Genomic DNA, 19,133 nt, shown 5'->3' with positions numbered 1-19,133 from the left:
ATGGGCAATACCGAAGTTCTGCACTTCGCCACCCAGTCGCTGTGGCTGGTGCTGGTCCTGTCGCTGCCGACGGTGCTGATGGCCGCGCTGGTCGGTACCCTGGTTTCCCTGGTACAGGCGTTGACCCAGGTACAGGAGCAGACCCTAGGTTTTGTCGCCAAGCTGGTGGCGGTGGTCGTCACCCTGTTCGTCACTGCCGACTGGATGGGCAGCGAGTTGTACCGCTACACCGATCTGGTGCTCAACCGAATTTCCTCGGCACGATGACGGTCCAGACGCTTGAACAGATGCTGCTGGGCTTCAGCCTGATCCTGCCCCGGTTGTTCGGCTGTTTTCTGCTGCTGCCGATCCTCGGCAAGCAGGTACTGGGCGGCGCGCTGGTGCGCAATGGCGTGGCCTGTTCGCTGGCCCTGTTCATCTACCCCAGCGTGGCCGGTACCCTACCCGTTGCGCTGGACGGATTACAGCTGGGGCTGCTGATCGGCAAGGAAGTGCTGCTCGGCCTGCTGCTGGGCTTCGTGGTGGCCATCCCGTTCTGGGCCCTGGAGGCCTGCGGCTTTCTCATCGACAACCAGCGCGGCGCCACCCTGGCCTCCACCCTCAACCCGCTTCTGGGCAGCCAGACCAGCCCCACCGGCGCCTTCCTGGCGCAGACGCTCGTTACCTTGTTCTTCACCGGCGGCGCCTTCCTGGGGCTGCTAGGGGCGCTGCTGGGCAGCTATGCCAGCTGGCCGGTGGCAAGCTTCTACCCGTACATCGGCGACCAGTGGAATACGTTCTTCCTGGCCCAGTTCGACTACCTGCTGAGCCTCTGCGTGCTGTTCGCCGCGCCATTGCTGATTGCCATGTTCCTCGCCGAATTCGGCCTCGCCCTGGTCAGCCGCTTCGCACCGTCACTGAACGTGTTCATCCTGTCCATGCCGATCAAAAGCCTGGTCTGCAGCGCGCTGCTGGTGCCGTACCTGTTCCTGCTGATGACGCAGGCCGAAAGCCAGGTTTTCATCGCACTGTCCAAGGTACGCCTGCTCGGCCCTTTGCTGGAGCAGCCATGAGCACCGAAAAGACCGAACAACCCACACAAGCGAAATTGCGCGATGCGCGCCGCAACGGCCAGGTGGCCAAGAGCAAGGAGCTGGTCTCCACTGTACTCATCCTGAGCCTGGTCGCGTTGCCCATGGGCTTTCCCGACTACTTTCTCGGGCATCTTGGTGAGCTGATGATGCTGCCCGCCCCCCTGCTCCATCTGCCCTTTCGCCAAGCGCTGGAGCTGATGCTGAAGCAACTGCTGCATGAGTTGCTATGGCTCACCCTGCCGTTCCTTTTGACCGCGGTGCTGGCCGCCATCGCCGGCAACCTGCTGCAGACCGGTTTCGTCTTCAGCGGCCAATCGCTCACACCTGACCTGAAAAAAGTCAGCCCGCTGGAGGGGGTGACGCGGATCTTCTCGATCAGGAACCTGCTCGATTTTCTCAAGTCGGCGCTCAAGGTCCTGCTGCTCGGCGCGCTGGTGATTGGCCTGCTCAGCGATCAGCTGCGCACGCTGCTGCGGGTGCCGTCGTGCGGCATCGAGTGCATCCTGCCGTTGCTGGGCAGCCTGATGGGCAACCTTATCGGGGTCTGTGCCGTGGGTTTCCTGGCGATCTCGGCGGCCGACTATGGTCTTGAACGCTGGCAACATCTGAAACAGCTGCGCATGAGCAAGGAAGAGGTCAAGCGCGAGCACAAGGAGATGGAGGGTGCCCCGGAGCTCAAGCGCGAGCGTCGCAAGCGCCATCGCGAGATACACAACGGCACACTGCGCGCGGACGTCAGGCGCTCGTCGGTCATCGTCGCCAACCCGACCCATATCGCCGTGGGCCTGCGCTACAGGCCCGGGGAAACGCCCCTGCCGTTGGTCACCCTCAAGTACACCGACGAACAGGCCCTGCTGGTCCGGCGGATCGCCGAAGAGGAAGGGATACCGGTGCTCGAACGTATTCCCCTGGCCCGGGCGCTGTTCGCGGATAGCCTGGTGGAGCAGTACATTCCAGGTGACTTGATCCAGCCGGTCGCTGAGGTGATTCGCTGGTTGCAGGCGCAAGAGAAGATTGCATAGATAACCGCAAACCACTGGCAACCCCTATCCCACAGGTCCAGGACAATCGGAGTTGGAAGCCCGGGGTTTGTACGAACAGTAGCCGAGTGGCGATCAGACAAGGCGAAAACAGGCGAGGAACGGCCGAAGTCGTGCTCGATTTCACGGGTTGTAAATGAACATTCCGAGCCTGTTTTCAACCCCGCATGAGCGCAAAAAGCGCCGCGAGTTATGGTCACTATTTGTGATACACCACACTAGACCAGGATCCCTCGCTGAGGCAGTGGCCGGCGAACAGGCATGGCTTCTGCTCTCTCCCTCGCCAGATTCCGAGCAGGCTGGCGAAGCTGTTTCCAAAACACCTGGAGTAACGCATCACGCTCCTGATCATCATGGAGCGCCCGCGCGGCTGCGGCCAGCACGGCTTCGTTCATGGCGCTCCAGCCTCATCATCAAGGTACCGTTGCGTCAGCGCCCGATGCAACGCGGCCAACTGCCCTTCGATACTGGCATTGATCACGCAGCCTGCGGTCTCCAGACGACATCCGCCTCGCGCAAGCCTGGCATCGGCGCATACCTCGACAGACCCGACCTCGGGATATAGCGCGAGCACTTCATCCAAACGCTGGCTAACCTCGGACAACTGATCGGGCCTTACGTGCAGCAACAGTGCTTCCCGTGGCTGAACCTGCGCCAGCGCCTGACGGGTCGCAGCCAATGTAAGCTCGATATCAGGGTATTGCCCCAGCACCTTGCACACGGCCTGGCGCACCACCTCGCTCATCTGCCGGTCGACCTGGCGATAGAACGCGTCGCAGTGCAAACGTGTCCCGTGCAGCAACGCCGCCTGCTCGATGGCGGCCATTTCCAGCCCGACCTCCCGTCCGAGCCGCTGATGCTCCTCAAGCACCGCATCGGCCCGGGCATCGATATCACGGGCACGCTGACATGCATTGTCGGTCAGTCCGCGGGCATCGAGGTACTGCTGATAGTCAGCGCTGCGCAATACGTTCAGGCTCGGGTCGATCATCGGCCGGGCCTCATTCAATTCAATAAATGGCAACATTCCGGGCTCCTGTCTCGGGCCACTTTCAGGCAAAGGGTGCGGGCCAAGTCGCGTTGCTCAGCGTCCATCGGCCAAGTTGGCACAGCAGTCATGCCTGGCAGGCGCAGGGCCATGCGCCGAGCGAACCCTGGATCGACCTCGCCGCATGCCTGCAGCCAGAATGCCAAGCCACAACCGGGCAGGTACGCATCCAGGTCGCCGGCTGGCAATACCTGTTCCCAGCCGGCAGGCCAAGGGCCGATGACCAGAGGCCACTTTTCCAGGCAATAGCGAAGGTCTTGCAGGTCGAGCGCCTGGCGCAACCGCGTCTGACCTTCAGGGTCGAGCAGCTGCTTGATGGCCCGACCATGCAGCAGTCCCCCCAAACTTGACAGCACCCGCTCAAACACCGGCTGCGGATAATAAGCCAGCTTACCGAGCCGTTCTGGCACGTCGAAAGGCTCGGACAGTCCCAGCACAGACATCAGCCAACCGTTGAGCGTGCAACTCTCCCGCCAAAGCGGCAATGCCGGGGCTACCTGGCTCAGGGCTCCAGGACAATGGTTCAAGTGCAAGTAATTCGCCGGGCAATAGCGAAGCTGGAATTCGGTCATGTGCGTGCCCGCTGATGCCACCACAGGTACTGCGCCAGGTTGCTCAGCACCAGCATCCCCAGCAGCACACCCAGCAGCGTGAGCAAGCGCCAGCGCGAGCCTTCCAGAACCTGAATCGATAACAGCGTGACATGGCGCGGGCCCGCCAGTGGTTGACGCGCCTGGGTAGACGGTACCAGCACCACGCTGATGCGCTCGTAGTCCAGGCCTTCGATACTGTTGCTCAACAGCTGCTTCATCTGCCCGATGTACATCCCCAGCGCCGCATCCGCCGCGTGCTTGATAAAGATGGACGCCGACGCCGCACCGTTCTGCGTGCGCAGTCCATCACGGGGCTCCGGAAGCACCACATGCACCCGGGCCACCAGCACGCCATCGATCTCCGACAGGGTCCGCGACAGCTCCTGGGACTTCACATAGGTCAGCCGCGCCTGCTCTTCCAACGGCGAGGAGATCAGACTGTCGCGGGGGAACACATCATTGACCGTGGAAAACATTTCCCGCGGATAGCCTTGACGCTTGAGCGCCGCCACCGCGTGGCCGATGTCGGCTTCGTCGATTAGGATCTTCACCTTGCCATCCTTGTCCTGGGCCTTCACCGCGTCGATGCCCTCGCTGTCCAACACTGCGAGCATCTCGTTGGCCTCGCGCTGGCCGAGGCCGAGGTAAAGCTCGACCCTGCATCCCCCCAGCGCCAGCACCGCCAGAAGCAGCATGCACTGCCATGATCTTTTCACACGGCACCTACTGGGCTTTCATGAGAGTTTCGATGTTCTGCGTGGTGCGCCCCACGCCCTTGGCGATCAACTCCACCTGCAGGTTTGTGCGAATCAGTGCCCAGTGAGCATCCATCAGTGCCACGGGATCCCCCGTGCGCGAGACCAGACTGGCCTGCGCGCTCAGCCGGGCTTCTGCATGCTGCTGGTGGAGCTGACCTATCTGGTGCAGCAGTCCATCCCCGGGGCTGCCGGAGGCGCCGGATAGCGCTTGCTCGAACTCGGCCACCTGCCGGGAGTCGGCAGCCGGTGCCGCCAGCGACTGCAGATCGGTGACCATCTGGGTCACCTCGGTGATACCACTCATGAGCCTCCCTCCACCGTGAAGGAATCATTCAGCAGGTCCATCGCCATGGCGAGCACTTGCAGCCTCGTTTGCTGTGTCAGTTCCGAATACACCTGCTCGCGAGGTTGATGTTCAACAAGGCTTGCCTGGAACTCGGCAGCATCCTGATCGCTGTGCACGTGCATCGCGATCTGTGCACCTTGTCCAGCAAACACAAGCGTCGAGGCCAGCGGACTCATGCCACCACCTGGGCGCGCATGCCCTGGGCAAAGTAAACCAGATCAGGATTACCGCTCTGCGCCATGCCCTCAAGCCGCCGCTCGAGGGCTGCCATATAGCCCAACTGACGCTCACACAGCGCCAACCAAGGCCCCAGCGATGGCCAAGGCGCCTGGTTGCCCTGCGCCAAGGCTTCTTCGCAACGCCCCAGCCCCATCAGGCAGGCAGTACGTATCGCACAGGCAGCTTCCATTGTCTCAGGCTCCCGGGCCAGCCACTGCGCGATGCAAAGCGCCTCTTCATGGTGACGATGCTCGACACCCAGCAGGCCCAGGCGGGCCAGCAGATTGTTCACGGAATGGTTCATGCTCAGAACTTCTGCAGAATGCTGCTGATGGTGTTCTTGAAGGTCTGGCCCAGGGTCGCGTCGACCTGGAACACGTTCGACCAGATGTTCGAGCGATGACGCATATCAGCCAGCAAAGCGGGATCGTCACTTTTCTCGTTGAGCTTCTGCAGGGAGTCGAGAACCGCCTTGTTGGCCTGCCTTGCCTGCTTGACCATGCCCTCGTGGACCATGTCCATGGTGTTGCTGGTACCGTCGTGGAACCCGCTGCTGATCGTTGTCATTTCAGTATTCCTCCAGTTTTTCGAGTATCTTCAAGGCTGCGTCAAGGGCTGCCAGTTGGTGGTGCAAGCGCTGGAACGCAGGGGGTGGCAGCGGCTCAGACAGCTGCCTGGCGCAGGCCTGCCGTGCGTGCTCCAGCACGGAGAACATGCGTGCCTGCTTGCGTCGGTCACGCACCTCCCGCATGAGTTCATCCATCATCCGCCGGTCTCTCCTTCAGGTTGATCACATAGTCCCGACCGCCCTTGCTCAGCGTGATCGCCTGCCCATCGATGGCCAGGATGCGAATGCCGGAGGGCATCAGTGCCCCCACTGGATAACGGCGGTTGTCGGTCAGCGTCACGTAAGGCAACCGCCCCAGTGAAACGCCTCGAACAGGGAAATCGAGTTTCGCGGAAGGTGCCCTGCCCTCGTCGACCAACCGCAACGACGGGTAGTCGCCAAATGCCTCGCGGTACTGTCGCTGAAGGTTCTGGTAGTCCTGAAGCTGGCGCTCGCGCAGCGCCCCGCGCAACACCAGGGCGTGCCCCTGGTCCGACACGCTCAAGGCATCCTCCAGTCGCCAGTCGCGCAGCAGCTGCGCCAGCCGCGTCCGGGCTTGCTCCTGGGGTTGAGCGGGTTGCCCGACTGGGGCAATCACTGCTGCCGGCGTGTCCTGTGCCTCTGCCTCGGGCACCAACAATCGGGTAAGCAAAACGAGCAGCAAGATCAGACCGGCGCCGGGCACCATGAACCAGCCGCGCCCTATCCAGGGCGCAGGGGCCTGCACCACAAGCCGCTCGCTGAACACTTCGTCCTGGTTGCCAAATGCCCAGCGCAACGGACCACAACCTTGAATCGCCAAGGCCTGCAGCTCGACATCCGCAGCCACCTCCCGCCCGTCCTGGGTAGGTGGTTCAGCCGACCCCCACTCCAGCAGGCGCACGCCATGGGGCTCGACCATCAGCACCAGGTGCACGGCAGCGATGCCTGTATCCACCAGGACCAGGTCGGCCAGGGCAGGATCGGCACCGATGACCACCCGCCCCGACATCAAGGACACCTCGGCGCCGGCATTCAGACCACTGTAGATCCGCAATTTCCAGGTCATTTCAGGCACGCTCGCCAAGCCCGGAATCAATCAGCCTCGGCTCGATCAGGAACAGCCGGACCGAACGACGGGTGTTGCTCGACTGATAACGGAACAAGGCGCCCAGGAAGGGAATGTCACCCAGCAGCGGGACCTTGCGGATGCTTTCGCTGGTCTCGTCGCGATGGATGCCGCCGATCATCAGGCTCTGTCCGAGATCGACCCGGGCCAGCGTGTCGATGACCGTGCGGCTGATGGTGGGGATGCCGTCGGGCCCGGTGCTGTTGGGCTTCTGGCTGCCGTCCTCGATATGCAGGCTAAGGCTGATTTCCGGCCGGTCCGCACTGCGGATCAGACGTGGCGTCATCTTCAGCAAGGTGCCGTAGGTGATCGCCTTGAGCTCGGCAACGCGTTCACCCATCACCCGTACATAGTAGGTTTCACTGTGATCAATCACCGCCAGGGTATTTTCCTGGGTCAGCAAGGTCGGTCGCGACACCACCTGGGCATGGCCCTCGCCCTGCATCAGGGTCACCTTGGCCAACAGCCGGTTCAAGCCCCGACTATCTACCAGGCTGCCGGTCAACGTGGTTTCCGATACGCCCGCTCGGGTACGAAGGTCCACCAGCTGATGCTTGCCGATACCGAACTGCCACTCCACGCCCAGCTCATCCAGGTGTTCAGCGTTGATATCGAGGATTGTCAGGCCTACCTCGATCCGAGCAGCAGGCCGGTCCAACGCCATCACCAGCCGTCGATACATGGGCAGGCGCTCGGCGTGATCACGCACGATGATGGCATTGAGCGACGGCTCGGCCTGGACCACGGCCCGACCTGCGCGAACCTGTGCCCCCTCCCCCATGGATTGGCCTTCCACCGACACCACATTGGCATCGGCCAGCACCCGGGAGAGGATCGTGGCCACGCCAGGCACCGCCACCTTCTGATCGCGATAGTCGATCTCACGATCCTCGGCCATCGCATGCCTGAGCGGGATCACCTCGACGCTGAGGTTGCCGCCCAGTTCGTCCTGCAGACTCGCCTGCTGCTCCAGGGCCTTGACCGTCTGCTCGACCCGGTCCAGATAGCGGGGCGGTCCTGACGCGTACACCAGCCGTCCACTTGCTGCGGCGCGCCAGGCAAAGCGCGAGGTCCAGCCACCACCTTCTTGGAGCGCGACGCGCAGTTGCGGCTCGCGCACCTTGTCCAGGTGGATCAGCCGTGTCTGGACTTCGCTCGATTTGTCGACATGCAGCACCGCGCCGTCGTAGTACCAGGCCAGGTTGTAGAGCACCGCGACCTGCTCGAGAAACGCCTGCGGATCCGGCTGCTCGAACGTGGCGCTCACCTGGTCCCTGACCTTGTCACTGACCACCACCGAACCCTGGTAGTTGGCGGCAAAATTGGTCAGCACGTCACGCAGACTCTCGCCCTGAGCGATATAGTGGAACGGCTCGTCAGCCCAATCCAGCGGCTCGCCCTCGGCGAATAAACTGACCAGCAGGACTGCCAAACCGGTGGCAAGCGATCTCATGGCAGCCATACGCTGGGCCCTCGGACAATCACAGGTGTTTGGCTGCAGCGTTGCGCGCACAGGACATTCAGCAGGGCGACCTGAACCCCAAGCACCTGCTCGAGGGTGTCGACATCGCCCTGTGACACGTCGATCCAAGCCTCGAGCATGAGCTCTGAGTCAGGCGTCAGCGCCAACCGCTGTGGGCAATGCGCAGCCCAGGCAGTGACCATGCCCATCAGGCGGCTCAGCGCCTGATGATCGAGACTGGCGCCATGCCCGACCACCGACGATAGCGAGCTGCGGACCATCAGCTGTACGCCCCGCGGTTCAAGCCACAGGCCATGGCCATCGATGCACAGGTGGTAGCTGCCAGCGTCATCGGCCAGCCAGGGCGCCATGCCCAGGCGGCGGGCCAACTGCATTGGAAGTCTGTTCATGCGGGTCTTGTCCATGCGAGGTCGGGGGGCGTCTAGCGACGGGCGTCGCTGGGCGTGCAACCGAAGCGCCGACGGTAGCTCTGGCTGAAATACGACTGGCTGGAAAAGCCGCTTTCCATGGCGATGTCGACAATGCTCATGCGCGTGTTAAGTAACAGGTGATGCGCATGGACGATCCTACGTTCGGTGATCCAGGCGCGTGGCGAGCAGTTGTAGAAGGAGCAGAACAGGCTCTTGAACGCCGTCAGGCCCAGCCCGAAGGCCTCGGCGTACTGGTCCAGGCGCCACTCGCGCAGGTAGTTCTGCTCCATGAAGGCGTGCAGCCGATCAACATGGCGATTGCCCTGTTGGCGCAGAGCCGCCAGCAGCGTCCGACCTTGCGCCCCGAACACCAGCAACAGCAGCAGCTCCTCAAGACGCAGCATCGCCAGCATCGACGCAGGCCCTTCGCCACCGAGCGCCGCCAGACGGGTCACGCACTCCCGCGCCATGCTGCAGGGCTGAAGGCGCAGGGCATTCACACAGGGTTTATCGTAGCGCTCGAGATGGCTCAATTCCTTACCGTGACGCTGCATGAACGCCTGCACGAAATTCACATCCAGCGGCAGCCACAGGACTTGGCACGCCTGCCATCGGATCGCCACCAGGTAGGTGCCGCGCTTGACGAATAGCAGTTCGCCGGCCTGTAGATCGATGACATTGTCTTTTTCGCGTACGGCCAGCTCACCGGTCATGACCGCGTAGAAGCCTTCCTGCCCTTGGGATGCAAAACCCGCCCCGACAACATCCAACTGCCGCCCTTGCACTCACCAGTCCTCAACTGGAGAAATCCCTCTCGCACCAGGCCTTACTTCCCGTAGAGCCCTTTACACACCACGTCGAAGCTCAACGGGTGTAGACATGGCCATAGGCTACGATGCCCTCCCATGCTTGAACGCAGGGATTGTCCTCGTATGGGTGGAGGTATTTCGCCATTACTTGTAGGAAGTTCACGGAACCTGGCGCACGGCAGAAGGCGGACGCAAGCCAACAGCTAAAAAACGACGACAGCCTCCGATAGTCGAGCATGCGGCATGGTCGTTACCGTGGCGGCCCCCTCCAACGAGAACTCGCCATGCCAGGCAAGAACTATGACTATGCACTGACCCAGCTGTACGCGGCCTTGAAGCTGGAGCCCCCTGTGGCCTTCGAGCCCGTGATCAGCCTGCGGGTAGGCCCCCATGTGTGCAACGTGACCGAGCACCCTGCCGACCAGTTACTGATGTTCATCGAACTTCCCGCCATCGATGGCGTATGCTGGGGTCAGCAGAACCTGTTCTGCCAGGAGCTCTGCAAGCCCATGCTCGGAGTCGATCCGCTCACGGGCATGCATGTGCTATGGAACCGCCAGCCCCTGGTAAAAATGGACCGCGCCATGGTGCATCACCAATTGGAACAATTGGTTCAGGGCGCCCACGACCTGGCCGACAGCGAAACGCCCTGAGCAGCGTTCAGCGCTGCGCCCAGATCTGCGCCTCGCTCCATCCCAGAGCGGCAAAGTCCTCGGCGCGCAGCGACGCCTCCTCCTCGCAGAAGAACTCGTCGAGTTGCGGAGGCCTTACCGCCGTGTCGCTGAGCATCGCGTGGACCTGGCCACGGTGGTGGATCTGGTGCTCGAACAGGTGCGACAGCAAGCGCAGACGCGACTCATGCTGCATCCGTTCTGGCCGCACGATGCTGACATAACGTCCGAGCTGGTCGTCACGCAATTGCCGGCAATAGGTGATCAGTCGCTGATCGGCCTGAACCTGCTGAGCTTGCAGGTCGGTGCAGGTGGCAAAGGGTTGCTCAGGCACAAAGAAACGCTCGCCATCCGGATCGGGAGCTTCACCGCGCTGCTCGCACTCCAGGGCATCCAGGTAGAACCAGTCCACCGTCAACAGGTGGTTGAGGGTAGCCTTGATCGAGGGAAAGAAGCTGCAACGGGGGGCGACGAACTCGTCCTGGGTCAGTTGCAGGCAAGCCTTGTACAGGCGGTGGTTGGCCCAGCCATTGTTGTAGGCCTGGGTCAGCAGATGATGCGACAGCGGCTCCATGGTCGGCTCCTTCAGGCGAAGCGTTGCAGTTGCATCTCCCGTAGCCGGCTCAGGGTCCGTTGGTACGGGAACGCCAGATACCCTTGAGTGTAGAGCGCTTCCAGCGGGACCTCGGCCTCCAGGTACAACGCCACCCGACGGTCGTAGCACTCGTCGACCAGCGCGATGAAACGGCGCACGCTGTCATCCTTGGGCGCCAGGGTCGGCAGCTGGCGATCGCCGGCCTCGACCCGGGCCGCGCCATCCTCGGTGCCACGGGCGATACGCCCGGCCTGTTGCACGCCGCCCAGGGCCGGCACGTCACTTACCAGAATGGCCGGAAAACGGTCGCACAACGCCATGAAGTCCATGGCGGCCAGGGGCTGCTCGCACAGATCGGCGAATCGGCACCAGAGCGCCCGGGGGCTGTGGCGCACGACCCGCACATGGCGCGAACCGATCTGCACGGTCTGCTCGCTGCCGGGATCATCCGGGCTCAACTGTTCGAACACCGCAGCCAGCGCCCCGCCAGCTCCCGCCGGCGCCACCCAGTAGCGCTGCCGCCATGCTCCTGGATGCAGGCGATGGTCCTGCTCGCCAGTCACCGACAGCACCCGCATGTGCCGCTCGATGGCGGCGATGGCCGGCAGGAAGCGTTCACGGTTGAAACCGTCGCGATACAACTGATCGGGGGGCTGGTTGGACGTGGCGACGATCACCACGCCCTCGTCGAACAGCTCCTGGAACAGCCGTCCGAGGATGATCGCGTCACCGATATCGCTGACGAACAGCTCGTCGAAACACAAGACGCGGATCTCGCCGGCCAACGCTCGAGCCAAGGCCTTGAGCGGGTCGGCGGTGCCGTTGAGCTGGAACAGACGCTGGTGGACCCAGGCCATGAAGTGGTGGAAATGCTGGCGCCGGGCGGGTAGCGGCAGGCACCGGTGGAACAGGTCCATCAACCAGGTCTTGCCGCGGCCGACCGGGCCCCAGAGGTAAAGGCCCTGGGTCGGCTTGCCCTGGACCAGGGCATCGAAGCAGCCCTGCAATGCAGTGACGGCCGCCGCCTGAGCCGGATCAGGAAAGAAACCGCGTTCGATGAGTGCTTGCTGGTAGAAGGATTCGGGCGTCATGCCCGCCATGGTACGACACTTTCGGCCTTGTCGCGGGCGCGCCTGCTGCCACGCGACACGCCCTCACCGGCATCAATCGTCTTTCAACCCCAGCTTCAACAATGCCCCATCCTTGGCATCGGTCAGCACATACACATAGCCATCCGGCCCAACCCGCACGTCACGGATCCGCGCCTTGAGGTCGCCCAACAGGCGCTCTTCATGCACGATCTTGTCGCCATCAAGCTGCAGGCGGATCAACTCCCGGGTCGCCAGCGCGCCGATGAACAGGTTGTGGTCCCACGCCTTGAAGGTCGGGCTGTCATAGAACGCCATGCCGCTGATGCCCGGCGATTTCTCCCACACATGGTGCGGGTCTACCATGCCCTCGACATGCTTGCCCTTGGCCTCCGGGATCGGCAACAGCGAGTAGTTGATGCCGTGGGTGGCGATCGGCCAACCGTAGTTCTTGCCTGGCCGCGGGATGTTGATCTCGTCGCCGCCACGGGGGCCGTGCTCGTGGGTCCACAGTTGCCCGGTCCAGGGATTCAGGGCCGCGCCCTGCTGGTTGCGGTGGCCGAACGACCAGATCTGCGGGCGCACGTTGTCGCGGCCGACGAAGGGATTGTCCTTGGGCACTTCGCCATCGGGCAGGATACGCACGACCTTGCCCTGCAGCTTGTCCAGGTCCTGGGCGGTGGGCCGCTGGTTGTTCTCGCCCAGGGCGATGAACAGGTAGCCGTCACGGTCGAACACCAGCCGCGAACCGAAGTGATTGCCTTCTGAGAGCTTGGGCTGCTGGCGGAAAATCACCGTGAAGTTTTCCAGACGCGCCCGGTCCTGCGACAGCTGGCCACGGCCGACCGCAGTCCCGGCCTTGCCGTCGGGGCCTTCCTCGGCGAACGACAGATAGACCGTTCGATCCTTGGCGAAGTCCGGCGACAACACCACATCGAGCAGGCCGCCCTGCCCTTCGGCCCACACCTTGGGCACGCCAGAGAGCGGTGGGCCCACCTTGCCCTCGGCGCTGACAATACGCAGGTTGCCGGGGCGCTCGCTGACCAGCATGTCCTTGCCACCCGGCAGGAAGGCCAGGGCCCATGGATTGCGCAGGCCGTCGGCGACGGTACTGACGGTCAGTTGCCCCTCCTCGCTGGGAAACTGCTGCTCGGCGGCCGCCTGGGCCAATACGGGAAACAGACTGGCGGCCGCCAGGGAGATCATCAAGATGCGTGGCGTCATGCTCGACTCCTTCGAAGGGGCTCACGGCACGCGCTGGGTGTCACGTGGTGGCCGGGTGGGTTCCAGATTCGGGGTTTGCTGCTCGCGCCGCAGGTTGTCGCCATTGCCGATACCGCGGTTGTCCAGGGTCGGCGGGCGCGGATTGGGTTGCGTGGAGGGGCCGCGCACCGGTGGCGTGGCGGGCACGCTGCCCTGGCGGCTGTTGGGGTTGGCGCGCATGATCGGGCTGTTGTATGGATTGTTGCTGTCATTGGCGGCCAGCAACGGCCCTGGCAGGGGCGCCGCCTGCAGCGGCAGGGCCAGCAACCAGCCAAGGCCCAGCATTGGCAAGGTGGGATTCATGCTTCACCTCTGGTAGGAAAGGTCGCGCGCCTAGGTGGGTTAGCCTAGGACGCGCCGGCCTGATGGCAAAAGGATGAATTTGGGTCCTGATGTTTCAGTATGGCCCCTCTCTCTACTGGCGACGCCGCCATCAGGCGGGGCTCATCACCAATACCCCCAATGGCGGCAGGTTCAGCGCCAGCGATAACGGCTGGCCATGGCTGGCGATCGCCTCGCTGGCCACCCCGCCGAGATTCCCCACATTCGATCCGGCATACAGCCCGGCATCGCTGTTGAGCAGCTCCTGCCAGCGTTCACCGAACGGCACGCCGATCCGGTAGCCCTCCCGCGGCACCGGGGTGAAGTTGGCCACCACCAACAGAGGCTCGCCCTGGCTGCTCCAGCGCAACCAGGCGTACACACTGTTGTGCGCATCGTCGCCGATCAGCCACTGGAAGCCCTGGGCCCGGCAGTCCTGTTCGTGCAGCGCCGGCCGTTCACGGTACAGCCGGTTGAGGTCGGCCACCAGCTTCTGCACGCCCTGGTGCTCGGAGTACTGCAGCAGGTACCAGTCCAGTTGCTGGTCATGGTTCCACTCGCGCCACTGGCCGAACTCGCAGCCCATGAACAGCAGCTTCTTGCCCGGGTGGGTCCACATGAACGCCAGGTACGCCCGCAGGTTGGCGAACTTCTGCCAGCGATCGCCGGGCATCTTGTCGATCAGCGAGTGCTTGCCGTGGACCACTTCGTCGTGGGAAATCGGCAGGATGAAATGCTCGGAATAGGCGTAGATCAGCCCGAAGCTCATCTCGTTGTGATGATAGGTGCGGTGCACCGGGTCGTTCTGGATGTAGTGCAAGGTGTCGTGCATCCAGCCCATGTTCCACTTGTAGGCAAAACCCAGTCCGCCCTGCTGCACCGGCTGGCTGACCCCGGGCCAGGCGGTGGATTCCTCGGCGATGATCAGCGCGCCCGGCGCTTCGTGGGCGGCGACACCATTGAGGTGGCGGATGAAGTCGATGGCTTCGAGGTTCTCGCGCCCGCCGTGGCGGTTGGGCACCCACTCGCCGGCCTTGCGCGAATAGTCGCGGTAGAGCATCGAGGCCACTGCGTCCACGCGCAGGCCGTCGATGTGGAAGTGCTTGAGCCAGTGCAGCGCCGAGGCCAGCATGAAGCCGCGCACCTCGTTGCGCCCGAGGTTGTAGATCAACGTGTTCCAGTCCTGGTGGAAGCCTTCCAGCGGGTTTTCGTACTCGTACAGGGCGGTGCCGTCGAAACGCGCCAGGCCATGCTCGTCGGTGGGAAAATGCGCCGGCACCCAATCGAGGATCACGCCGATGCCACCCTGGTGGCAGGCATCGACGAAGAAGGCGAAGTCCTCGGCGCTGCCATAGCGCGAAGTCGGCGCGAACAGCGACAGCGGCTGGTAACCCCAGGAGCCGCCGAAAGGGTGTTCCATGATCGGCATCAGTTCGATATGGGTGAAGCCCAGCTCCTGCACGTAGGGCACCAGGCGCTCGGCCAGCTCGCGCCAGTTGTAGAAGCGCGCGACTTCGCCGGCATCGTCCAGTTCGCAACGCCAGGAGCCGGCGTGCAATTCGTAGATCGACAGCGGCGCGCTGTAGGCGTGGCGCTGGGCACGCTGCTCCATCCACTGGCCGTCGCGCCAGTCGTGGGCCAGGGCGCCGGCCACCTTCGAGGCGGTGCTCGGCGGCAGCTCAGTGGCGCGGGCCAGGGGGTCGGCCTTGAGCGGCAGCACGCCGTCCGCGCCCAGCACCTCGAACTTGTAGGTCTCGCCCACGCCGAGCCTGGGCACGAACAGTTCCCACACCCCGGCACTGTGGCGCAGGCGCATGGGGTGACGGCGGCCATCCCAGTTGTTGAAGTCGCCGACCACCGAGACCCGCCGGGCATTGGGCGCCCACACCGAAAAGCACACGCCCGCGACACCGTCGACCACGGTCGGCTGGGCGCCGAAACGCCCGGACAGGTCGCGGTGATTGCCTTCGGCGAACAGGTAGAGGTCCATGTCGCCCAGTTGCGGACCAAAGCTGTAAGGATCCTCGGTAACCTGCTCGCCACCGGCCCAGCCGATCTGCAGCAGGTAGGCCCGTGCCTCATCGAGGTGCGCGGTGAACAGCCCCGGCACGCTGCCCTGCACCATTTCGGCAAGCACCTGCCCGTCATGGCGCGCCAGCAGGCGTGCATTCAGGGCATTGGGCAGGAAAGCGCGGACGAACAGGCCGCCCGCCCCATCGTCATGGGGACCCAGCACGGCGAATGGATCGGCGTGCTCGGCGCGGGCCAGGGCATCGAGGTCCCGTTGCCGAAGGCCGCCGTTGTCACGCGTGGTTGCATTCATCTAAGACTCTCCCCAGGTACTGATCAGTCCATGCAGGCCATGCAAAGGCACGGCCAGCCAGTTGGGCCGGTTTTCGGCTTCATAGGTGATTTCGTAGGCGGCTTTCTCCAGGCAGAACAGTTCCAGCGCGGCGCGCTCGCCCTCGGCCTGCTGCCAGGCGTGGGGCATGGCGGCGGTGGCCAGCCCGTAGGCCTCGACGAAAGCGTGACGCGACTGGTGCAGGTACTGCCGGGCGACCCGCTGGCGGGCCTGGCGCGCCGCCTCGGAGAGGTCTACCGCCGAGGCGCTGCGCAGGATCATCGCAGCAGCATAGTCGAAGGAGCGCAGCACGCCGCTGACATCCTTGTACGGGCTGTGCTTCGCCCGACGCTCGTCGAGCGGGCGCGCCGGCTCGCCCTCGAAATCGATCAGGTAGGCATCGCCCTGCACCACCAGTACCTGGCCCAGGTGCAGGTCGCCGTGCACGCGCATCAGCAAGCCGCCCTGGGCTTGCCGGGCGAGGTTGTCGACGTGCTGACGCAGGCCGTCGCGCTGTTGCTGCAGGTCGTCGACCAGCGCCTGGCTGTCGCGGTCAAGGGTGTCACGGTGCTGGGCCAGCAGGTCGAGGGCGCGGGTCAGTTCGGCGCTGATCTGCCGGCTCCAGCGCTCGCTGTCCCTGGCATCGCTCGGGCGGGACTGGAACGCTGTGTCGTCGCTCGGCGCGGCCAGCAGCAGGTGCATTTCGCCCAGACGTTGGCCGAGCAAGGCGGCAAACCCCGTCAGCTCGGCCAGGGCATCGGTATGCGCCTCGGGCTCGACGTTGCCGGGCTCCATCTGGTCGCGGATCGCCCGCTCCAGGGTGTTCTGCGTCCAGTCCCAGGCATCACCCTGGTTGCTCAGGTAGCCCTGGGCGATCATCAGCAGGTGCGGCTGCTCGCTCTCATCCACGCGACTGACCCAGGCCAGCAACGGGGAGATATTGGCAAAGCCGGCGGCGGTCAGGTAGGCGCTCATCTCCAGCTCCGGGTGAGTGCCCGGATTGACCCGACGGATCAACTTGAGCACCAGGCTGCCACCGACCACCACCGAACTGTTGGATTGCTCGGCGCCCAGGTAGCGCACCTCGCTCTGCGCATCGAGCTGCAGCGCGGCCAACTGCTCGGTGCTGTGGAAGCGCAACTCGCCCAGGCCATCGCCACAGCCCAGCCGCAGGCCGTCCTGGCAGCCCTGGAGCACGGCGCGGATGAAGGGTTCAAGCACGAACGCATCGGTGATCAGCCCCACCTGCCGGCCGCGGCGTACCCGCGACAGCGCCAGCTGCTGAGGCAGCGCGGCATTGATCTGCTCCTCTGGCAACAGGCCGAAGGGCAGTTGGTAGTGGGTGACCACGCCTTCGCTGTGCACCTCCAGCTCGCCAAGCAGCACCGGCAGCGCCGGGGTGGCGAAGCGCACGCCATAGCGCAGGCGCACCTGGTCGATCGGCCCTTCCTTGCCGGCGAACCAGCGACGCTTGGGCAAGTACTGCGGCAGGATCGACGCCTGCAAGGTTTCGCGGGAGGGCGACTCGAGCAGTTCCTCCATGCGCTTGCGCAGCACCAGGGTGGTCAGCTCGGGCAGCCCCTCGGCAGGCTGGACATGCCAGCTGGGCATGCGGTCGTGACTGGCCAGCACGAACCAGTAGAAGCCATAGGGCGGCAGGGTCAACAGGAACGGCAGCTGGCCGATGGGCGGGAAGGCGCTGCCGCCAAGCATCTCCACCGGCACCTTGTCGGCGTACTGCGACAGTTCCAACTCCGCCGCCTGGGCCGCCCGCGAGACGTTGGCCACGCACAGCACGATTTCGCTGTTGCCGTCGGCATCGGTGTATTCGCGGATGTACGCCAGCACCCGGCGATTGCTCGGCGTGAGCATCTTCAGACTGCCACGGCCAAAGGCCTTCTGCTGCTTGCGCACCGCCAGCAGCCGGCGGTTCCAATTGAGCAGCGAATGCGGGTCGTGGGCCTGGGCTTCGACGTTGATGGTCTGGTAACCGTACAGCGGGTCCATGATCGGCGGCAACACCAGGCGCTGCGGATCGGCCCGGGAGAAACCGCCGTTGCGGTCCGGCGACCACTGCATGGGGGTGCGCACGCCATCGCGGTCGCCCAGGTAGATGTTGTCACCCATGCCCAGTTCGTCGCCGTAGTACAGGGTCGGGGTGCCGGGCATCGACAGCAGCAGGCTGGTGAGCAGCTCGATGCGCCGCCGGTCGCGTTGCAGCAGCGGTGCCAAGCGCCGGCGAATTCCTAAGTTGATGCGTGCGCGGCGGTCCTCGGCGTAGTAGTTCCACAGGTAGTCGCGCTCGCGGTCGGTGACCATCTCCAGGGTCAGCTCATCGTGGTTGCGCAGGAAGATCGCCCACTGGCAGTTGGCCGGGATCTCCGGGGTCTGGCGCAGGATGTCGGTGATCGGGAAGCGGTCTTCCATGGCCAGGGCCATGTACATGCGCGGCATCAACGGGAAGTGGAAGGCCATGTGGCATTCGTCGCCGTCGCCCTCGCCGAAGTACGGGCGGGTGTCCTCGGGCCACTGGTTGGCCTCGGCCAGGAGCATGCGGTCGGGGTAGTTGGCATCAATCTCGGCGCGGATGGCCTTGAGCACGGTGTGGGTTTCGGGGAGGTTCTCGTTATTGGTGCCGTCGCGCTCGATCAGGTAGGGGATGGCGTCCAGGCGCAGGCCATCGACGCCGATATCGAGCCAGAAGCGCATCACCCCGATTACTGCCTTGAGCACTTGCGGGTTGTCGAAATTGAGGTCCGGCTGGTGCGAGTAGAAGCGGTGCCAGAAGTACTGGCCGGCCACCGGGTCCCAGGTCCAGTTGGATTTCTCGGTGTCGAGGAAAATGATCCGCGTGCCATCGTACTTCTGGTCATCGTCCGACCACACGTAGAAGTCCCGGGCCTTGCTCCCACGCTTGGCATGCCGGGCGCGCTGGAACCAGGGGTGCTGGTCGGAGGTGTGGTTGATGACCAGCTCAGTGATCACCCGCAGGCCGCGCTTGTGCGCCTCGGCGATGAAGCGCCTGGCGTCGGCCATGCTGCCGTAGTCGGGGTGCACGGCCTTGTACTCGGCGATGTCATAGCCGTCGTCGCGCCGTGGCGAGGGATAGAACGGCAGCAGCCAGAGGGTGTTGACGCCCAGTTCGGCGATGTAGTCGAGCTTGCCGATCAGGCCTGCGAAATCGCCGATGCCGTCGTTGTTCGCGTCGAAGAACGATTTTACGTGCAGTTGGTAGATCACTGCGTCCTTGTACCACAGCGGATCGTCGATGAAGGCTGCCGGGCGGGAACGCTTGGCCATTGGGGACTCCTTTCATTTCCGTTTCGACACGCACCCTGTAGGAGCGGCCTTGTGTCGCGA

General features: G+C 64.0%; 22 protein-coding genes. 4 read left to right on the top strand and 18 right to left on the bottom strand.

Annotated features, from left to right (window positions below; all coding sequences use genetic code 11):
• Genes sctS through sctU form a run of 3 tightly spaced genes read left to right on the top strand, consistent with a single transcriptional unit; the run spans nt 1 to nt 2,095 of the window.
• Nucleotides 1-267: a type III secretion system export apparatus subunit SctS gene (gene sctS / locus AC25ND_RS18120; protein WP_028692490.1), complete on the top strand. Its 267-nt coding sequence runs from the start codon at nt 1-3 to the stop codon at nt 265-267.
• Nucleotides 264-1,052 (top strand): type III secretion system export apparatus subunit SctT, encoded by a 789-nt coding sequence (gene sctT, locus AC25ND_RS18115; protein WP_028692491.1) that lies wholly within the window; start codon nt 264-266, stop codon nt 1,050-1,052. The genes sctS and sctT overlap by 4 nt, the downstream gene beginning before the upstream one ends.
• A complete protein-coding gene (gene sctU / locus AC25ND_RS18110; protein WP_062361113.1) occupies nt 1,049-2,095 on the top strand; it encodes a type III secretion system export apparatus subunit SctU in 1,047 nt (348 codons plus the stop codon). The genes sctT and sctU overlap by 4 nt, the downstream gene beginning before the upstream one ends.
• A 409-nt stretch (nt 2,096-2,504) precedes the next feature.
• On the opposite strand, the gene AC25ND_RS18105 is transcribed toward sctU, so the two are convergent.
• Genes AC25ND_RS18105 through AC25ND_RS18050 form a run of 12 tightly spaced genes read right to left on the bottom strand, consistent with a single transcriptional unit; the run spans nt 2,505 to nt 9,470 of the window.
• The gene (locus AC25ND_RS18105) at nt 2,505-3,140 is read right to left on the bottom strand and encodes an HrpE/YscL family type III secretion apparatus protein (RefSeq protein ID WP_486976471.1); all 636 of its coding nucleotides are present in this window, start codon (nt 3,138-3,140) and stop codon (nt 2,505-2,507) included.
• Nucleotides 3,119-3,733 carry a SctK family type III secretion system sorting platform protein gene (locus AC25ND_RS18100; RefSeq protein WP_486976470.1) on the bottom strand — a complete coding sequence of 205 codons (615 nt, stop codon included), beginning with the start codon at nt 3,731-3,733 and terminating at the stop codon, nt 3,119-3,121. The genes AC25ND_RS18105 and AC25ND_RS18100 overlap by 22 nt, the downstream gene beginning before the upstream one ends.
• Nucleotides 3,730-4,449, bottom strand: coding sequence for a type III secretion system inner membrane ring lipoprotein SctJ (gene sctJ, locus AC25ND_RS18095; RefSeq protein ID WP_486976469.1), 720 nt, complete (start codon nt 4,447-4,449; stop codon nt 3,730-3,732). Before sctJ ends, AC25ND_RS18100 begins: the two co-directional genes overlap by 4 nt.
• 28 nt (nt 4,450-4,477) lie before the next feature.
• The gene (gene sctI, locus AC25ND_RS18090; protein WP_028692496.1) at nt 4,478-4,816 is read right to left on the bottom strand and encodes a type III secretion system inner rod subunit SctI; all 339 of its coding nucleotides are present in this window, start codon (nt 4,814-4,816) and stop codon (nt 4,478-4,480) included.
• The gene (locus tag AC25ND_RS18085) at nt 4,813-5,034 is read right to left on the bottom strand and encodes a hypothetical protein (protein WP_486976468.1); all 222 of its coding nucleotides are present in this window, start codon (nt 5,032-5,034) and stop codon (nt 4,813-4,815) included. Before AC25ND_RS18085 ends, sctI begins: the two co-directional genes overlap by 4 nt.
• Nucleotides 5,031-5,381, bottom strand: coding sequence for a YscG family type III secretion system chaperone (locus AC25ND_RS18080; RefSeq protein ID WP_486976467.1), 351 nt, complete (start codon nt 5,379-5,381; stop codon nt 5,031-5,033). Before AC25ND_RS18080 ends, AC25ND_RS18085 begins: the two co-directional genes overlap by 4 nt.
• Before the next feature lie 2 nt (nt 5,382-5,383).
• Nucleotides 5,384-5,644, bottom strand: a complete 261-nt coding sequence (locus AC25ND_RS18075; protein WP_028692499.1) for an EscF/YscF/HrpA family type III secretion system needle major subunit — start codon at nt 5,642-5,644, stop codon at nt 5,384-5,386.
• Nucleotide 5,645: 1 nt separating this feature from the next.
• Nucleotides 5,646-5,843, bottom strand: a complete 198-nt coding sequence (locus AC25ND_RS18070; RefSeq protein WP_028692500.1) for an EscE/YscE/SsaE family type III secretion system needle protein co-chaperone — start codon at nt 5,841-5,843, stop codon at nt 5,646-5,648.
• On the bottom strand, nt 5,833-6,732 hold the full coding sequence (gene sctD, locus AC25ND_RS18065) for a type III secretion system inner membrane ring subunit SctD (protein ID WP_486976466.1): 900 nt from the start codon (nt 6,730-6,732) through the stop codon (nt 5,833-5,835). Before sctD ends, AC25ND_RS18070 begins: the two co-directional genes overlap by 11 nt.
• Before the next feature lies 1 nt (nt 6,733).
• Complete coding sequence (gene sctC, locus AC25ND_RS18060; RefSeq protein ID WP_088851405.1) at nt 6,734-8,245, bottom strand: type III secretion system outer membrane ring subunit SctC; 1,512 nt, start codon at nt 8,243-8,245, stop codon at nt 6,734-6,736.
• A complete protein-coding gene (locus tag AC25ND_RS18055) occupies nt 8,242-8,664 on the bottom strand; it encodes a CesT family type III secretion system chaperone (RefSeq protein WP_158216126.1) in 423 nt (140 codons plus the stop codon). Before AC25ND_RS18055 ends, sctC begins: the two co-directional genes overlap by 4 nt.
• A gap of 32 nt (nt 8,665-8,696) precedes the next feature.
• Nucleotides 8,697-9,470, bottom strand: a complete 774-nt coding sequence (locus tag AC25ND_RS18050; protein WP_069016846.1) for a helix-turn-helix transcriptional regulator — start codon at nt 9,468-9,470, stop codon at nt 8,697-8,699.
• A 308-nt stretch (nt 9,471-9,778) separates the two neighbouring features.
• Between AC25ND_RS18050 and AC25ND_RS18045 the strand changes: the two genes are divergently transcribed.
• Nucleotides 9,779-10,147 (top strand): CesT family type III secretion system chaperone, encoded by a 369-nt coding sequence (locus AC25ND_RS18045; protein WP_028692502.1) that lies wholly within the window; start codon nt 9,779-9,781, stop codon nt 10,145-10,147.
• Between the two features lie 7 nt (nt 10,148-10,154).
• Here AC25ND_RS18045 and AC25ND_RS18040 read toward each other — a convergent pair whose 3' ends face one another.
• The 6 genes from AC25ND_RS18040 to treS form a co-directional block, all read right to left on the bottom strand.
• Nucleotides 10,155-10,739 carry a DinB family protein gene (locus tag AC25ND_RS18040; RefSeq protein ID WP_028692503.1) on the bottom strand — a complete coding sequence of 195 codons (585 nt, stop codon included), beginning with the start codon at nt 10,737-10,739 and terminating at the stop codon, nt 10,155-10,157.
• An 11-nt stretch (nt 10,740-10,750) separates the two neighbouring features.
• Complete coding sequence (gene zapE, locus AC25ND_RS18035) at nt 10,751-11,851, bottom strand: cell division protein ZapE (protein WP_062361196.1); 1,101 nt, start codon at nt 11,849-11,851, stop codon at nt 10,751-10,753.
• A gap of 72 nt (nt 11,852-11,923) precedes the next feature.
• Nucleotides 11,924-13,072, bottom strand: coding sequence for a PQQ-dependent sugar dehydrogenase (locus AC25ND_RS18030; protein ID WP_069016847.1), 1,149 nt, complete (start codon nt 13,070-13,072; stop codon nt 11,924-11,926).
• Between the two features lie 21 nt (nt 13,073-13,093).
• Nucleotides 13,094-13,414, bottom strand: coding sequence for a hypothetical protein (locus AC25ND_RS18025; protein WP_028692506.1), 321 nt, complete (start codon nt 13,412-13,414; stop codon nt 13,094-13,096).
• 130 nt (nt 13,415-13,544) lie between these two features.
• Entirely contained in the window at nt 13,545-15,755 is a 2,211-nt protein-coding gene (glgB, locus tag AC25ND_RS18020; protein ID WP_236180221.1) for a 1,4-alpha-glucan branching protein GlgB, read from the bottom strand.
• Complete coding sequence (gene treS, locus AC25ND_RS18015) at nt 15,756-19,073, bottom strand: maltose alpha-D-glucosyltransferase (RefSeq protein ID WP_069016849.1); 3,318 nt, start codon at nt 19,071-19,073, stop codon at nt 15,756-15,758.
• Nucleotides 19,074-19,133 lie beyond the last annotated feature (60 nt).

The sequence above is a fragment of the Pseudomonas sp. P110(2024) genome (assembly GCF_057480795.1).
Note: the sequence above shows the minus strand (reverse complement) of the source record. Positions and strands in the feature narration are given on the sequence as shown.

Coding starts and splice junctions, on each gene's coding strand:
- AC25ND_RS18055 (WP_158216126.1), bottom strand. CDS start 8,664: ATGAACAGACTTCCAATGCAGTTGGCCCGCCGCCTGGGCATGGCGCCC.
- AC25ND_RS18070 (WP_028692500.1), bottom strand. CDS start 5,843: ATGATGGATGAACTCATGCGGGAGGTGCGTGACCGACGCAAGCAGGCA.
- AC25ND_RS18040 (WP_028692503.1), bottom strand. CDS start 10,739: ATGGAGCCGCTGTCGCATCATCTGCTGACCCAGGCCTACAACAATGGC.
- sctI (WP_028692496.1), bottom strand. CDS start 4,816: ATGAGTGGTATCACCGAGGTGACCCAGATGGTCACCGATCTGCAGTCG.
- AC25ND_RS18105 (WP_486976471.1), bottom strand. CDS start 3,140: ATGTTGCCATTTATTGAATTGAATGAGGCCCGGCCGATGATCGACCCG.
- sctS (WP_028692490.1), top strand. CDS start 1: ATGGGCAATACCGAAGTTCTGCACTTCGCCACCCAGTCGCTGTGGCTG.
- glgB (WP_236180221.1), bottom strand. CDS start 15,755: ATGAATGCAACCACGCGTGACAACGGCGGCCTTCGGCAACGGGACCTC.
- AC25ND_RS18045 (WP_028692502.1), top strand. CDS start 9,779: ATGCCAGGCAAGAACTATGACTATGCACTGACCCAGCTGTACGCGGCC.
- sctT (WP_028692491.1), top strand. CDS start 264: ATGACGGTCCAGACGCTTGAACAGATGCTGCTGGGCTTCAGCCTGATC.
- sctD (WP_486976466.1), bottom strand. CDS start 6,732: ATGACCTGGAAATTGCGGATCTACAGTGGTCTGAATGCCGGCGCCGAG.
- AC25ND_RS18085 (WP_486976468.1), bottom strand. CDS start 5,034: ATGAGTCCGCTGGCCTCGACGCTTGTGTTTGCTGGACAAGGTGCACAG.
- sctU (WP_062361113.1), top strand. CDS start 1,049: ATGAGCACCGAAAAGACCGAACAACCCACACAAGCGAAATTGCGCGAT.
- AC25ND_RS18075 (WP_028692499.1), bottom strand. CDS start 5,644: ATGACAACGATCAGCAGCGGGTTCCACGACGGTACCAGCAACACCATG.
- sctJ (WP_486976469.1), bottom strand. CDS start 4,449: ATGCTGCTTCTGGCGGTGCTGGCGCTGGGGGGATGCAGGGTCGAGCTT.
- sctC (WP_088851405.1), bottom strand. CDS start 8,245: ATGAGATCGCTTGCCACCGGTTTGGCAGTCCTGCTGGTCAGTTTATTC.
- treS (WP_069016849.1), bottom strand. CDS start 19,073: ATGGCCAAGCGTTCCCGCCCGGCAGCCTTCATCGACGATCCGCTGTGG.
- AC25ND_RS18025 (WP_028692506.1), bottom strand. CDS start 13,414: ATGAATCCCACCTTGCCAATGCTGGGCCTTGGCTGGTTGCTGGCCCTG.
- AC25ND_RS18030 (WP_069016847.1), bottom strand. CDS start 13,072: ATGACGCCACGCATCTTGATGATCTCCCTGGCGGCCGCCAGTCTGTTT.
- AC25ND_RS18080 (WP_486976467.1), bottom strand. CDS start 5,381: ATGAACCATTCCGTGAACAATCTGCTGGCCCGCCTGGGCCTGCTGGGT.
- zapE (WP_062361196.1), bottom strand. CDS start 11,851: ATGACGCCCGAATCCTTCTACCAGCAAGCACTCATCGAACGCGGTTTC.
- AC25ND_RS18100 (WP_486976470.1), bottom strand. CDS start 3,733: ATGACCGAATTCCAGCTTCGCTATTGCCCGGCGAATTACTTGCACTTG.